Below are 15,020 nucleotides of genomic sequence, written 5' to 3'. Positions count from 1 at the left end.
TTGAATGCAACTACGCGATGATTTTTCTAAACATATTAATGAGCTACAAGAAGTTCTTGAAAGCCCTTATAGTAGCGAGATAAATAAAGGTTTATTAGAAGAAGGAGAAGACATTGAGCATCTTAACAAAGAGATTGCCAACATTAATCCTGATTATATGACTTTCTTACCTAGCTACTTTTGGTATTGGTATTTCTGCATAGGCTGGGTTTATTTTTCTACATTTTGGCTAGGTAACTATTTTTTGCAAGATATTGGAGAAGTTGTATTTATAAATGGTAATTTTGACTTATTTGATATAATACTTACTTTTTTCTGGCTACTTGTGTTTGGTACTCCTCTTTTCTTACTCTTCTATCAATTTATCAGAAAGCATCCGTACCGCATTCAATACTACTTTCTAAAAAAAGAGCAGAAGTTAGTGTATTACTATCGTCCCTCATTACAGTTTTTTAAACCTTTTGAATTAAAGATAGTAGATTATAAAGACCTTATTCCTGAAATTCATACCATCAAACAAAATACTGCTTATACGCCGCTAAATCTATATATCGCAGATCCTAATACAGGAAAGATTACTCATCATATAAAACCTCATGATGTTAGTGTTGACCCACGTGTACACTGGGCGTTTATCCGCACCTATATGGAAGGTGATGCCGCCGATTTACCAATCAATCCTAAGTTCTGTGAGGCTTATCCAGTAGACACCAGTAAGTCACTTTTTGCCTGCAGTGATATTGTCTTTCGCAAATACGGTATTCTCAATACGCAGCATTCAGGCGCTGGCGGCATCGTTATGCTTATAATCAGCTCAATATATGCGCTTGGTTACTTATTACAAGGCAATAACTACCAGTGTACTGAACAAGCCATATTACATCCTGACATTAAGAAGTTACTGACATGGGATGGTCAAGATAACCCATATCCTATTCAACCAATTACACCAGAAGCGGAGAGGGCATTTCGAGGTAAAAACTGGCAAGTAAATATCAGATGGATAATAGCGATAGCGATTAACGTCAGTCTATTTGCTTGGGCGATGGTCGCTTATAATAGCTAGTTAGTGGTGATCTACTACAGTCCCTAATTTGAAGAATAAATATAAGCAGGGAGACTGAAACCTTGCTGATAGATAAGATCGCATCACCACCGCCATACGTCCCCGTATTGCCCAGCATATTCAGCAATGTGAGCCATGCCGAAGAAACCGTACACCTAAACTTGTGGCCTTCTACTTGTTGATACACACGCCACCACTGACTACAGCTAGCCAATCGCATGATCGCGTAACCAGTAACGCCTATCCATGTTAGTCCTTGCTCAAAAAACTGATTGATGTTGGCGGCAATCATTAATGAGCCAAACATTTGCAACATTACTGAGAGACGGTAATACCAATCATCAGGATCATACTCTGAGGCAAACCAAGTAAAGCTCGTCCAAGCATTCTACAATATAAAAAAAGCCATGATAAAAGTTAAAAATCCAAAAAAGTCATGCTCAAGTAAGCGGTGATGAAGCCCGCTTGCAGCAACAGCAACAGCAACAGCAATGACAATGACAATGACAATGACAATGACAATGACAATGACAAGATCAAATCATAACTCAAGCGTACTAGAGGCTCGATGTTGCTCATTAGGGTCTCTAGCATGGATCGTGGGTACACGAATCATTCACTATGCTCCAATAGATATAATTTGAACAATCAAAAAACTAATACCTATCCCAATAAGGATCATCACCGAAGCGTTCAGCGATAAGATTAATTAAATAACGGCAACGCTGAGATAAAAATCGATTTTTTGGATAGACCGCATAGGCATTTAGTGTGGGCAGTTGATACTGCTGCATGATAGGGACTAGCTCACCACTGGCTAAGGTTTGATAAGTAATAAAGGTTGGCAAAAAGGCAATGCCTTGGCCTTTCACTGCCATCTCACGCAAAAAATCACCGTTGTTCACTTTTATTTTTGAGTTAACCTCTATCTCATGTTTTTTGCCTTGCTCATCTATCAGTTCTATCGTGCTAGATTTGCTCAGACCATATTGCAAGATTTTATGCGTTGCTAACTCTTCTACCGTTTTTGGTGTGCCCATTTTATCCAGATATTCAGGACTGGCACACAATGCATAACGAATGAGTGCGAGGCGTTTGGCTTGGTAGCTAGAATCTTGCATCTCTCTGACACGAATGGCCAGCTCAAATCCTTCTTCGACCAAATCCACATGTCGATCAGAAAAATCTAACTCAAAATTTAGATTAGGGTGTTGATTGGCATATTCATCAATAACGTCATTCAGATGCATCAAGCCAAACGATAATGGCGCGGTCATTTTTAGCGTGCCCTCGATACGAGTCGGAGCGCCACTCGTTTCTTCGTTGAGCGCGTCTACTTCACTCAGTATGTTGCCGACCTTTTGGTAATACTGCTCACCTGCTTGTGTTAAGTTCGATTGGCGCGTGGTGCGGCTAATGAGCTGACTGCCCAATCGTGTTTCTAATTCCTTTAGTCGACGGCTTACAGCTGATTTAGCGATGTTCAGTTGCTCTGCGGCTTTGGTAATGCTCCCTGCTTCGACAATGCGGACAAACATTGCCATATCCTCTAGTTGTCCCATTTGAGCTACTCCTTGACTGTTCTTAAAAAAAGAACTTACATTTATAATTATCACGGTTTATCTATCTATAAGCAACGGCTACAATTACTGTGTCTCCTAATCAAATAAAAGCTATTTAAACAACCGTACTCATTACTGGAGCATCACTATGGACAAATTACAACAGCTAAGCACGCCAATTGGTCGTCTATTTTTATCCATGATCTTTATTTTTTCAGGCTTTACCAAAATAACAGGTTACGCTGCTACCCAAGGTTATATGGAATCTATGGGCGTACCTGGGATGCTATTACCTTTGGTTATTGCGCTTGAGTTATTTGGCAGTATCGCCATTCTGCTTGGTTTTAAAGCGCGCCTGATAGCTGTGTTGTTTGTTGGTTTTAACATCGTATCGGCGCTTCTTTTTCATCAATTCTGGATCGATGAATCACAAATGAATCCATTTATGAAAAACATTGCTATCGCTGGCGGCTTCTTAATGATTTTTGCCCATGGCGCAGGTGCGTATTCAATTGATAATAGTAAGACGCATAAAATTTAGTATAGTAAATGCTTCACTCATCAGGTTTTATCATCATTAAGGAGTTGCTATGAGCGCATCCATCAATATTGCACTGATTATTGGGAGTTTACGCACAGAGTCCATCAATCGTAAATTTGCAGAATATGTTGTGTCGCAGATGCCTGACCGTGTGAATATCAAAGAAGTCGGTATCGCAGATTTGCCGCTTTACAACCAAGATTATGATGATATAACGATTGATAGCTACGAGCGTGTACGTCAGCAATTAAAAGACGCTGATGCAGTGTTAATAGTCACCCCAGAGCACAATCGTACAATGCCTGCGGCTTTGAAAAATGTCGTGGATATCGCCTCGCGTCCTTATAAAGAAAGTGTTTGGACACATAAGAAAGTTGCAGTAGCGACAGCCTCACCAGGTAGTTTTGGCGGTATCAATAGTGGACTTGATGTCAGAAAAAGTATGCAAATGCTTTCGGCACAAATGATGATTGATCCCGAAATTCATTTAAGTCGGGCAACTGACAGTTTAAATGAAGATGGCAGTGTCACTGAACGCACACAAAAATTCTTACAACGCTTCGTTGCTGATTTTGTAGACTTTGCAGGGAAATTGGGTGACTAAATTAATTCCTGACAATAATGCCACTCATACCACTAAAGAGGATCAAACAGTGTCACCACATTCAAAACCGCCGAGTTTTTGGCAGCGTTATCAAACGCCTGTACTATTAACCGTGGTGGGTGGGGCTATTGATACTATTGGTTTTATCACCTTGTTTGGTTTTTTTACCGCGCATGTCACTGGTAACTTAGTGATGGCGGGTAGTGGATTGGTCAAAGGTGAGCAAGGTCTGTGGATTAAGCTTGCCGCTTTACCATTGTTTATTTTAACGGTCATGGTGACCAAGATATTTATTGATCATAGTAAAAACAAGCAGCTAACGCTGAGCCGTTTGTTTTTAGCAGAAGCTGTTTTTTTGATAGCCTTTATGATTGCTGGTCTTTACTACCAGCCTTTTGTGGATGCAGGGGACATCACTGTGGCAATAACAGGGGGCTTGGGTTTGATTGCGTTGGCTATTCGTAATACAGCCAGCAAAACGGTGATTAAGCATATGAGTCCGACTGTGTTAATGACGGGTAATACCACGCAACTGGGTATTAATCTGACCGATTATTTGATCAATCGTACCGCAGATAACGGTAAAAAACTGACGCACAGCTCAGCATTGGTTTTTAGCTTTCTAGTCGGGGCGTTACTGGGTGCACTTTTATATATTCAGCTAAATTTTTGGGCAGTCGGATTGTTTGTACTACCCGTACTGTATTTGTCAGTAATGGCACGTGATAAAGCATTCTTGCAAAGTATCGCCTAGTATTTTCTAACGTAATGGAGCCTCGCATTACTATTCAGTAGTGTGGATTTTCAAGACTGATGTCTTGTGTCTTGCTATATCAACCTTTGACTTTTGACAATAAAAAAGCCCTATCTTGATGGATAGGGCATTTTTTATGTCATCTACATGGTTATCACTGATAAACATTGTTTAAGGCGTTGCTTTGTGAAATACCGAGTTGTCTTGATATTCTGGATGTTTGTCTATGTAGGCTTTGATATATGGGCAAATAGGTTTCACTCTCAGGTTTTTAGCTGCTGCATCATCTAGTATTGATTTAGCAAGATAACCTGCAATACCTCGTCCGCCAATCTCTTCGGGCACCTCAGTATGGGTATAAGCAATGCCATCTTCACCTTGACTGGTGGTAAAAAATTCATAATCTTCAAAGGCGATATGCCCATCAACGTGAATTTCAAAACGTTTCTGATCTGTATTATCTATTACATCATAATTCAATAATGGTTTATCTGACATCGTTAAGCTTCCTTATATCGTAAATGTAATTAGGTATATAGAGCCATACCATGAATATGGTACGCCATATTAAGAGTTTTATTGTTCTAAAAATAAGAATAGTTATTTGCATTTACCGATGTGTATCTCTTCTTAAACAACAATTATAATCGTTCCATTGTTTAGACAAGTTCGTTAATAGTAAATTTTCAGACATGTTTAACTCCCCAATAACTAAGGATAAATTATGAAAACTATCTATCATGCAGCAAACTCTCGTGGCGATGCAAACCATGGCTGGCTGAAAAGCAAACATACCTTCAGCTTTGCGAATTATCACAATCCAGAACGTATGGGATTTGGTGCGCTACGTGTTATTAACGATGATTTTGTTATTGGTGGTCAAGGTTTTGGCAAGCACTCACATCGCGATATGGAAATTATCAGTATTCCACTATCGGGTAAGCTCGGTCATGGCGATAACATTGGTAACAATGGCATTATCGAAACGGGTGAAATCCAAGTTATGTCAGCCGGTACAGGCATCACTCATAGTGAGATGAATGGCGATGACAAAGAGGATGTAAAGTTCTTACAGATTTGGGTCATTCCAAACAAAATGAACGTAGCGCCTCGTTATCAGCAAGTACGCATGGATGACATCATGCAACCAAATAAGTTCAATCAAGTATTGTCACCAAACGCTGACGATGCTGGCGTCTGGATTCATCAAAACGCATGGTTCAGTATGGGTGACTTTGAGCAAGGAGTCACTCAAAACTATACGCTAAATGATGCGAACAATGGCGTGTACGTTTTCGTGATTGAAGGTAGTGTAACCATTAACAATAACGTGTTAAATACGCGTGACGGTCTAGGTGTCTGGGATACTAAAAGCATGACTATGGACGTTCTAGAGAACTCAAAAGTATTAATCATGGAAGTACCGATGACTTTTTAATACTTTTCTACGCTCATTATTTGTGAAAATAAAGTATCAAAAAAGGAGTTAGTTCATGAGTATTCAAACGTTAGAGCCAAGATTGGCTGATGTCGGCGGTATTCCAATTGCGCGTTTATTACCTAACAAAGGCAAAAAGCCTATCGGTGCGTGGTGCTTTTTAGATCATGCAGGTCCTGTTGATTTTGACCAAGATGACGCAGGTATGCAGGTTGGTCGCCATCCGCATACCAATTTGCAAACCTTTAGCTGGATGTTAAATGGCGAAGTGCTACACAAAGACAGTTTAGGTAACGCACAAGTCATTACCAAAAACCAAGTCAATGTCATGACCGCAGGTACGGGTTTGAACCAAGGCATCAGTCATACTGAACAAAGTGTTTTTCCAGATACGGGCGGTTCGAAAGATGCAGCGCGTGGTATCAGTATGGTGCAACTATGGATTGCGCTTCCCACTGACCAGAAGATTGAGCGCAGTTTTCATCATTATCCTGAGCTACCAACGTGGAGCGAGGGCAATGCAGAGATGATACTGACGACAGGCAGTTATACCAATGTATTGGGTGAGACATTTGAAGCACCTACCATCCAATACTCAAAGCTGGTCGGTATAGATGTGTACTTCAAGCAAGATGGCGAAGCGACATTGAGTCTAGAGTCAGGCTTTGAGTACGGTATCTTGGTTTCAGAAGGAGAAGTACAGTCTGAAGGCAAGGTCTGTCAGCAAGATCAATTATTTCGTTTTCATGATAGCGATGTCGCCAATAGCAAAAATATTAAACTGGCTGCCAAAAAGGGGACACGTATCATGTTCATCGGCGGCGAACCGCTTAATAACCCAGTGCTACTGTGGTGGAACTTCGTTGCTGATAACAAAGCAGAGATTGAGCAATCTATTATTGATTGGAATAATGGCCATGAGCGTTTCGGTAATGTCGACTCTGATATGAAGCGTTTGCCTGCGCCTGAACTACCTGAAGGTTTCAAAGGCTAATTGTTATCTGTTTTGATACCTTATATCTAACCTTAACTCATAGAAAATCACTGGAGAAAATCATGTCAAATCTACAAGATTTACAGCAATTGGCAGAGAAACGCCGTTCAATTTATGCGCTAAGCAATCAATTACCAGTATCGAATGATGAAGTGGTGAAATTGGTTGAACATGCTATTTTGCACACGCCATCAGCGTTTAATTCACAGTCAGCTCGTATCGTTGTGTTGTTTGGTGATGAGCATAACAAGCTTTGGAATATGACCGAAGAGATGCTAAAAGCTATCGTTGGTGATGAAGAGAAATTTAAAGGAACAAAAGATAAAATCGCTGGCTTTAGAGCAGGTGCAGGAACCATCTTATTTTTTGAAGACAAAGGCGTCGTAAGAAATATGCAAGAAGCCGCGCCTTTATATGCCGATAAATTCCCAATTTGGGCACATCAAACCAGTGCTATGCATCAGTATGTGATCTGGACAGCATTGGCTAGTTTAGATATCGGTGCAAACTTACAACATTATAATCCAGTCATTGATCAAAAAGTCGCTGAGGAGTGGAATATTTCTGAAGATTGGGAGCTTAATGCCCAAATGGTGTTTGGTGCGATCGAGCAGCCAGCAGGTGATAAAGCGTTCAAACCTGTTGAAGCACGTATGAAAGTATTCGGCTAATAACTTTTAGCGCTAAAGACCATATAACCAATGAAACCGCCATGATATGTTCATAGCGGTTTCATTGGTTTTTTTATAATTATAAACTGGAGTAATATAATGGATATTTTTGATGCTCAAGCGCTACAAAAAAAGTATGAACGTTGGCATGAGCTACATGAACAGATACAAGGTGCTCAGGAAAAATGGCTAGAAGCCAATACATTATTATTTGAGCTGCAAACTTACTACCAAAGCGAGCAGTGGAGAAAAGATCATGAAAGCAATGTGATGGTTGAGTGTGCAGATAATATGTATTCCATCATCAGTGAAGACGCTTTGTGGAGTGCGTTAACCGATCATCAAGAACAGGCAATTCGCTGGATGAGGCTAGGACTAGATGTTATAGATCGTTGATTCTAGAATTCTTATTAGGGCGTGTTGAAATCTAAAACACTATCGATGGCGTACTACACTACAGTGGACTCATTTTCAAACAGATACAGTGCGGCTGGGATGAGTTTTTCGTAGCCTATGTGATAGCAGCAAGCAAGGAAGATTTATACCAGTCCCATCTAACTAGCAATGTATCGATTTTACTCTGGACTGACTATAGACTTAAACCAAGGGGTGGGCTGTTTCACTTAAATCAGGAAACACACAATAGAAATTTGCTGATTCAGTCGCTGATTGTGATGGAATGAAGCTGCGCATGAATTGTCAAATCAATCTCTACGGGCACCATTGCTTCGTTTTAGTAGGACGTACCGTTGAAAATAGCTTAGGATAGTTTTTGACAGGAACGAAGTATTTCTTATCTTCAGGTTTGTGAATTCTAAGATTTCGGTTTGAACGGATCGCTTTTCTATTCATATCCTAGATCTTAATAAGTACACTCAAAACTCGGTATACTTAAAGTGTGTGGATTGGGATATATAGAGCAGGACAGTATGGAACGCCAGATACAACAAAGCCCCTGATATCAGGGGCTTTAGCTGTTCTATAAGATAGTATAGGACTATGTAATGGTACCCGGAGCCGGACTTGAACCGGCACGCTATTGCTAGCGAGGGATTTTAAATCCCTTGTGTCTACCAATTTCACCACCCGGGCAAAACTTGTTTTATCTTTAACGTAAGCTAGCTGATAGACCATCTAGTTACTAGATAAGTGGTCGCTATTATAATCGGTTGTGATAATAATGCAAGCCAAAATTAACGTAAAGTTAATAAATAATTGGAGGCTGGAGTCGGAATCGAACCGGCGTTAACGGAGTTGCAGTCCGCTGCATGACCACTCTGCCATCCAGCCAATCAAGGTGGCCTATATTAGCAAAAATATAGTAAATTACAAGTCATTTTTTAGTTAAAAGCAGGTTATTTACTATCTTGCCTGCACTTAATCCCAGTTTAGGGGCATTTATGCTGTTAATAGGCTTTGTTAAGTCATTAATAAACGAATATTTAGCGATGATCATTAAAAATGTAATAGCTAGGGTACGTTAAACAATATCCCTATTGTCACGTTTGGCCTTTTTGATATCGCGATAGGTGGCGGTACAAATCAATACCAGTACCCCAAGAGTAATGGCGGGCCAAATTAAAATATATAAGCCGTAGATAAAAACGTTGTCCATGATATCTCCTTATAATATTTCTTAAGTAAGTAGCGATTAGCCATATACTGCTAACTAATCACTACTCGGATAAAACGATTTTGATTTAAGATTTAGGTGATGAGGGTATTTCAGTTTTTTTATCGTAATTGCCTACGCGCTGCTTAATCAACTCAAAGTCGAAATACTCATCGCCCATGAGACTGACGATCACACAAACGATAGTACTGGCACCGTAAGCCGTCAGTGAAGCGAGTAAGATCATGTACTGGCGTAGGAACCCAGTGGCAAAGATTAACATCAGTACCAGCGTAATAGCAGCAGCGCTCATGCCGATCTTACGACCTAAGAAACCAAATACCATCAGACCGATGACAACTGCACCACCAACGCTGGCTAAGATTTCAAAGAATAGGGCGGTGATGCCAACGATGGGTATCAACTCAAAACGCGCCACACAGAATAATAGCAGCCCGACAATCACTGCTGAAGTAAAGGCGGCATTAGTGACACGATTCCAGAATACACTGGCGATAACAGGGAAAACAATCGCACCCCACAAGGCACCAACGAATACCAGCATTACTAGAATATCAAGCTTGAAGCTAGCAAAGATAAGTCCCGCTGCCGTCGCGACAATCATCGTGCCACGACCGACGAGCATCATGGTTTTAGGTTTAACATGACCTTTTTTGGCGATATTTTTACCGTAGACATCGGCCATCATAATGGTGGATAGCGCCGATAAATCCGAGTCAGCTGTAGAAGATAACGAGCCAATGACTAGAATAAAGAATAATGCGATGAAGACGGGATGCAGATAAGTGCTGACCATTTGCGGGATCAGGTTGTTCATATTGCCATCGAGTGGTTCAATACCAATGGTCAAGGCCATCAAGCCAATCATACCAAGCCCAATGACGATACCCGCATAGCCAACTGTGGCGGTAATAAATGTCGCCTTAATCTTGGTTTTATCAATCGCAAATAAGCGCTGAGTAATGGTCTGGTTACCGATAGCATAGGCCAATACCGCGACAAAATACGGTGCACCTTGCTGAAAGAATGCCTCAGAAGAAAAGAAATCCTGCTGCTCTAAGGTCAAGTTCGATAGTCCGCTGACCATCACTGCAGGACCTCCCATGGAGAATAGCACCGCTGGAATGATGATGACACCAATCGCCATCAAAGCGACCAATTGGGCAAAATCAGTAAAGACTGAGGCACGAAACCCTGAGGTTAAGGTATAGCTCAATACCCCAACACCCGCGATAATCACCCCTGTCTGGAACGATAATGGTGACAATACTGACACCAATGCACCAGCAGCGGTAAAGTTGACCATCAAGCTAATTAAGCTGCCCATAAGGTTGGATATGGCTAAAATTAATTGGCTTGATGAGCCGTGGCGGGCGTGGATAAGCTCACCTAAAGTGTGACCGTTGGGAGCAAGCTCTCGAAAGCGCATGCCAAAAGGGTAGATGAACAAAATCATCAATGCACCCCAAAAGCCGTAATGTATCGGCCCTGATACGCCATATTTATAGCCAGAAGTGGCGGCAGCGTAAAATGAGGCCGCCCAAATCCAAGTCGCGGTCATACTTGCCGCGCCCATCCCAAAGCCCACATTGTGGCCTGCGACCATAAAGCCAGAAGTTGTCTCTTTGTCTTTTTTAATTAATAAAGACAGCAGATATGTACCACCATAAAACGCCACCAATAATAAAATAATGGTGAGCGCCGAAAATTGAAACAATGACTCAGTTTTCAAACTCATACCTCGCAATTGTTTTAAGTAAATAAGGTTTAGTAAAATTATCTATTCCAAACTATTTAGCATACGACATAGTCTAAAAAGCCCTCATACCAAATGTATGTGGCTAATATAAATAGCAAAAATAGCAACTGTAATGTTAAGCAAGTGCTAAGCGTCGTGCCCTAGTTTTGATGTCACACATCGTGTTAAATAAAAATGATAGGGGCTACTCTCGATAGGCGTCAGTTAATGGATAAACCATGACGCTATGAATAGGCATACACAAAGGTAGCTGAGTGCTAAAAAAAGCTCATATGATGAGCGTCTATAGCGGAATTACGAATAAGCACTAAGCCATGATTACATGACCTGAACTCGATTTAGACAGCCTTATCAGCTGTAATAAGCAATAGTTAAGAGATTTTTACTCAATTATCGCATGGATGCATCACCTGTAATTTAAATACCAAATCCAATACTGTGTGCATAATCAGCACAATGAACTTAGCATTAATAAATAAAACTACAGATCTGTTAAGTGTATGTAACATGTTCGTGAGGGTAGGGTAACCTATTACGTCGTTAACCTCAAACTTTATCCATTGGAATAATTTGAATAGTAAGTGACTCTGCTATCACGTAAAAATCCAGCCAATCCTAAGCCATAGCGCTCAGCAACACGCACAGCAGTACTGGTAGGTGCAGACATGCCGATCAGCCAAGGTATGTGACTTCGAATAGACTTTTGTACCAGCTCAATCGATAGGCGCGAGGTCATGACCACGCAATTGATATCTGCCTTGTGTTGCAGCTGCCAACCAATGAGCTTGTCGAGGGCATTGTGACGGCCGACATCCTCAAAGAGGTGCAAGTGTCGTCCTTGCATAGTTGCCGCTGCATGGACAGCGCCTGTCAGTTGGTGGGTATGTTGCATAGTATCGACTTTTTGCCGTATTTCTAATAGGTCACCAAGGCTTGGTGTATTTACTTTTACTCTGTTCTTGTCTTGGCGATAGATACTTAAGTCGGGCAGCGCTTGTGTTAAGCCCGTGATACCGCACATGCCGCACCCTGTACGCCCTGCCAGCTGCCGCCGTTGGGCTTGGATGCGCTGATGACTGCGCTGATTTAAGGTCAGCTCCACCACATAAATATCGTAGTCCTGCAACTGTGCTAAGGTTTGCCCAAAGGAACCAGCCGTACCGTCTTCATCTGAGTGTTGAGTAAATCTTTGATAGCTTGCAACATCTGTCAGCTGGGTGACTTCCCAATCTAATAAGTCATGGCTGTGTTGAATCAAACCTTCGCTGAACAAAAAGCCTATCGCTAGATATTCTAACTGATAAGGACTTGCCATCAATACTGCATAATGAATGCCGTTAATGATGATAGAAATCGCTGCTTCTACGACCAAATTTGCCGATTGATCTTCAATATATACTTGCTGGCTACCACTTGATTCCGTAGGCGCATAATAATGTTTTTGCACCAAATGCGCGCGCGATAGTGGTGTCACATCAGATTTTGCCGTCGCTTCAGGCATGTCGATGGCTGAAGCTTGAGTGTTTAATTTAGCCATCATGAATGCTGACAGCCTTTTATCATTATTCACATTACTTACCTTTCGTTTTGCACACGTTTATTAGGCAGAAGCCGCCAGCTCGCCTGTATTGACGCGCTCTAAGACGACGGTAACAGACTTGTAGGCGGGAATGTGAGAGTCTGGCGCATGTGTGTCCAAATCAAACAAGTCATTACATTCAGGATAGTAGGTAGCCACGGCGTTGGCAGCGATATCCATGTCGGTAAGTACCAGAGGCCCCAATGTGCGTTGCTCACCATGGCTGTCTTGACGCGACACCATGATACTGTCGCCTTTTCGCCATCCCAATCGTGTCATTTCATCAGGATGCATAAACAAAACATCACGGCGATTGGTCTGACGATAACGGTCTTGATAGCCAAATATCATGGTATTGAATTGATCATGGCTCCGTACACTGGTTAACTGCCAGACTTTTTGTTCTATGTTTTGACTGTCATTAGTATTTTGGGCGTTTTGGGCATCAATTTTAAACGCGGACGTTTTCTCTGCCATCTGGCTTGCGACATAAGTAATCGGATACTTTGGTACTTCAAACTGCGCTTTGCCGCTATCGGTGTTCCACACGCGATGACGCGCCGCATGATATAAATGAAAGCCGCGCTCAGACTCACGGATACGCACGTTAAAGTTCTCAAAGCCCTCGATAGCTTGGGCGATATAATCACGAATCAAGTTGAAGTCTTCTCCCATCGCTTGCCAAGGAATGGACGAGTCAGAGCCAAACATCTGGGTTGCAATATCGGCGACTATCTGTGCTTCAGATTTCAGAATATCGCTAACGGGTTTGAGCGTGCCCTGAGTGGGTACGATCTGACACATAGAGTCTTCAATAGTGGCAAATTGCTCACCCTTTGTCGTAACGATACGCTCAGTACGGCCCAAGCAGGGCAGAATCAAATTGTTTGCCCCTGGATACAGCATGGTTTCGTTTAGTTTGGTGCCAACAAAGACGTTAAGCTTATTTTTGGTTAATGCCTGTTGGATGTTATTTGAATCAGGCGCTGCAACCGAGTAGTTGCCGCCCATGCTAAAGAAAGCCTTAATATCACCTTGTATCATCGCTTTTGCCCCTGCAACGACATCAAGACCATTGTCTTGTGGCATTGGGTGCTCGAACACACGTTCTAAGCTATCAAGCAAGCTTTGCTTAGGACGCTCATGGATACCCATGGTGCGATCGCCCTGTACGTTGGAATGACCTCGCACAGGTGATGCACCCGCACCGTCAATACCTATCATGCCCATCAGCAATAGCAAATTGGTAATCATAGCGACATTGTCATCGCCCTGCACATGCTGGGTAATGCCCATGCCCCAAGTGCAAATAGTCGCTGGACTGTCTGCTACGAGCTTAGCAAGATTAATAATCTCTGCTTGAGAAATGCCGCAACCAAGCTGAATATCTGCCCATGATTGCTCGGTCAACCATTGTTTCAATGGCTCAAAACCTGAGGTATGGGTGGTAATAAAGTCGGTATTAATTTTATCATTCTCAATCAGCCATTTAGCCAGACCCGTCAGTAGAGCCGCATCACCACCGATTTGAATTTGAACGACCTCATCGACCATGTCATCGCTCTGTCCTGCTGCCATATGTGTCGGTTTTTGCGGGTTTCTAAATTTACTTAAGCCTTGTTCACGCATAGGATTTATCGAGATGATTCGGCATCCTTGTTCGTGAGAGTGGGCAAGCATCTCAAGCATACGAGGATGATTGGTCGCTGGATTTTGGCCGAACATCAGTATCAATTTGGCTTGCTCAAAATCTTCTAGCTTGACCGTTGCTTTACCGATGCCTAATTGCTTGCCAAGCATGACCGAAGTTGGTTCGTGACACATGTTAGAGCAGTCTGGTAGGTTATTGGTACCGAAACAGCGGACGAATAATTGAAATAAAAATGCAGGCTCATTAGTGACACGGCCTGAAGTATAGAACAATGCTTCGTCAGGCGAATCAAGCTGTCCCAACTGCTCAGCGACATGCTCATAAGCGGCCTGCCAAGAAATCGCTATATAGCGGTCTTGCGTTGCATCATAATATACTGGTTCTGATAGGCGACCAATATGTTCAAGCTCGTAGCCCGACCATTTCTGTAGCTCAGTGACAGTATGCTCTAAAAAGAATTTAGCGTCTGCCTTTGTGGTCATCGTTTCACTTGCCAGCACTTTGATACCATTTTCACAGACATCAAGCATTTTATGCGATTTATGATCAGGCCATGCGCAACCCGGACAATCAAAGCCACCTTGAGGTTGGTTGCTTTTGAAGACGCTGACACTGCCACGCAAAAAAGTTTGATAGTCCATCAGTTTACGAGTGGAGGAAATTAGAGCAGGCCAACCAGCAGCAGGGTGAGTATAAACAGGAATTTTGCGCATGACAGACCTCATAGATAAATAATGATAAGTGGGTACTGATATATAACAACTATAT

15 protein-coding genes, 2 tRNA genes and 1 pseudogene are annotated in these 15,020 nt (G+C 42.0%); 8 read left to right on the top strand and 10 right to left on the bottom strand.

Annotation, left to right across the window (positions count from 1 at the left end; genetic code table 11):
- Positions 1-4 precede the first annotated feature (4 nt).
- Complete coding sequence (locus tag ACMFL8_RS09565) at positions 5-1,066, top strand: hypothetical protein (protein ID WP_189580907.1); 1,062 nt, start codon at positions 5-7, stop codon at positions 1,064-1,066.
- Here the strand turns inward: ACMFL8_RS09565 and ACMFL8_RS09560 are convergent.
- From ACMFL8_RS09560 to ACMFL8_RS09550, 3 genes and pseudogenes are all read right to left on the bottom strand, one after another.
- A pseudogene (locus ACMFL8_RS09560) lies at positions 1,026-1,439 on the bottom strand (low temperature requirement protein A); the annotation flags it as partial. The gene ACMFL8_RS09565 and the pseudogene ACMFL8_RS09560 sit on opposite strands and share 41 nt — an antisense overlap.
- Positions 1,440-1,483: 44 nt before the next feature.
- Entirely contained in the window at positions 1,484-1,645 is a 162-nt protein-coding gene (locus ACMFL8_RS09555; protein WP_413190803.1) for a hypothetical protein, read from the bottom strand.
- A gap of 77 nt (positions 1,646-1,722) precedes the next feature.
- A complete protein-coding gene (locus tag ACMFL8_RS09550) occupies positions 1,723-2,628 on the bottom strand; it encodes a LysR family transcriptional regulator (protein WP_189580909.1) in 906 nt (301 codons plus the stop codon).
- 148 nt (positions 2,629-2,776) lie between these two features.
- Here ACMFL8_RS09550 and ACMFL8_RS09545 point away from each other — a divergent pair, with 148 nt between their 5' ends.
- The 3 genes from ACMFL8_RS09545 to ACMFL8_RS09535 are packed head-to-tail and all read left to right on the top strand — an operon-like array spanning position 2,777 to position 4,527.
- Positions 2,777-3,169, top strand: coding sequence for a DoxX family protein (locus ACMFL8_RS09545; RefSeq protein WP_413190802.1), 393 nt, complete (start codon positions 2,777-2,779; stop codon positions 3,167-3,169).
- 49 nt (positions 3,170-3,218) lie between these two features.
- The gene (locus ACMFL8_RS09540; RefSeq protein ID WP_413190801.1) at positions 3,219-3,773 is read left to right on the top strand and encodes an NADPH-dependent FMN reductase; all 555 of its coding nucleotides are present in this window, start codon (positions 3,219-3,221) and stop codon (positions 3,771-3,773) included.
- Positions 3,774-3,822: 49 nt separating this feature from the next.
- Positions 3,823-4,527, top strand: a complete 705-nt coding sequence (locus ACMFL8_RS09535; RefSeq protein ID WP_189582475.1) for a YoaK family protein — start codon at positions 3,823-3,825, stop codon at positions 4,525-4,527.
- A 171-nt stretch (positions 4,528-4,698) separates the two neighbouring features.
- Here the strand turns inward: ACMFL8_RS09535 and ACMFL8_RS09530 are convergent, their stop codons facing one another.
- Positions 4,699-5,025, bottom strand: coding sequence for a GNAT family N-acetyltransferase (locus tag ACMFL8_RS09530; protein ID WP_189580912.1), 327 nt, complete (start codon positions 5,023-5,025; stop codon positions 4,699-4,701).
- Positions 5,026-5,251: 226 nt separating this feature from the next.
- Here ACMFL8_RS09530 and ACMFL8_RS09525 point away from each other — a divergent pair, with 226 nt between their 5' ends.
- The 4 genes from ACMFL8_RS09525 (at position 5,252) to ACMFL8_RS09510 (ending at position 8,026) form a co-directional block, all read left to right on the top strand.
- Positions 5,252-5,965: a pirin family protein gene (locus ACMFL8_RS09525; protein ID WP_413190800.1), complete on the top strand. Its 714-nt coding sequence runs from the start codon at positions 5,252-5,254 to the stop codon at positions 5,963-5,965.
- 55 nt (positions 5,966-6,020) lie between these two features.
- The gene (locus ACMFL8_RS09520; protein ID WP_413190799.1) at positions 6,021-6,959 is read left to right on the top strand and encodes a pirin family protein; all 939 of its coding nucleotides are present in this window, start codon (positions 6,021-6,023) and stop codon (positions 6,957-6,959) included.
- Positions 6,960-7,021: 62 nt separating this feature from the next.
- Positions 7,022-7,630, top strand: coding sequence for a nitroreductase family protein (locus ACMFL8_RS09515; RefSeq protein ID WP_413190798.1), 609 nt, complete (start codon positions 7,022-7,024; stop codon positions 7,628-7,630).
- 99 nt (positions 7,631-7,729) lie between these two features.
- The gene (locus ACMFL8_RS09510) at positions 7,730-8,026 is read left to right on the top strand and encodes a DUF4298 domain-containing protein (RefSeq protein WP_413190797.1); all 297 of its coding nucleotides are present in this window, start codon (positions 7,730-7,732) and stop codon (positions 8,024-8,026) included.
- A 609-nt stretch (positions 8,027-8,635) separates the two neighbouring features.
- Here ACMFL8_RS09510 and ACMFL8_RS09505 read toward each other — a convergent pair.
- The 6 genes from ACMFL8_RS09505 to ACMFL8_RS09480 all read right to left on the bottom strand — a co-directional run bounded on the left by ACMFL8_RS09505 (position 8,636) and on the right by ACMFL8_RS09480 (position 14,965).
- Positions 8,636-8,722 (bottom strand) — tRNA-Leu (locus ACMFL8_RS09505).
- 124 nt (positions 8,723-8,846) lie between these two features.
- Positions 8,847-8,920 (bottom strand) — tRNA-Cys (locus tag ACMFL8_RS09500).
- 190 nt (positions 8,921-9,110) lie between these two features.
- Entirely contained in the window at positions 9,111-9,245 is a 135-nt protein-coding gene (locus ACMFL8_RS09495; protein ID WP_210539970.1) for a putative transporter small subunit, read from the bottom strand.
- Between the two features lie 85 nt (positions 9,246-9,330).
- Positions 9,331-11,001 (bottom strand): sodium:solute symporter family protein, encoded by a 1,671-nt coding sequence (locus tag ACMFL8_RS09490; protein ID WP_413190796.1) that lies wholly within the window; start codon positions 10,999-11,001, stop codon positions 9,331-9,333.
- A gap of 574 nt (positions 11,002-11,575) precedes the next feature.
- Positions 11,576-12,559: a formate dehydrogenase accessory sulfurtransferase FdhD gene (locus ACMFL8_RS09485; protein ID WP_413191390.1), complete on the bottom strand. Its 984-nt coding sequence runs from the start codon at positions 12,557-12,559 to the stop codon at positions 11,576-11,578.
- Positions 12,560-12,622: 63 nt separating this feature from the next.
- A complete protein-coding gene (locus tag ACMFL8_RS09480; RefSeq protein ID WP_413190795.1) occupies positions 12,623-14,965 on the bottom strand; it encodes an FdhF/YdeP family oxidoreductase in 2,343 nt (780 codons plus the stop codon).
- Between the last annotated feature and the right edge of the window lie 55 nt (positions 14,966-15,020).

The organism is Psychrobacter sp. AT9 (assembly GCF_047272965.1).
Classification (GTDB): Bacteria; Pseudomonadota; Gammaproteobacteria; order Pseudomonadales; family Moraxellaceae; genus Psychrobacter; species Psychrobacter glaciei.
Note: the sequence above shows the minus strand (reverse complement) of the source record. Positions and strands in the feature narration are given on the sequence as shown.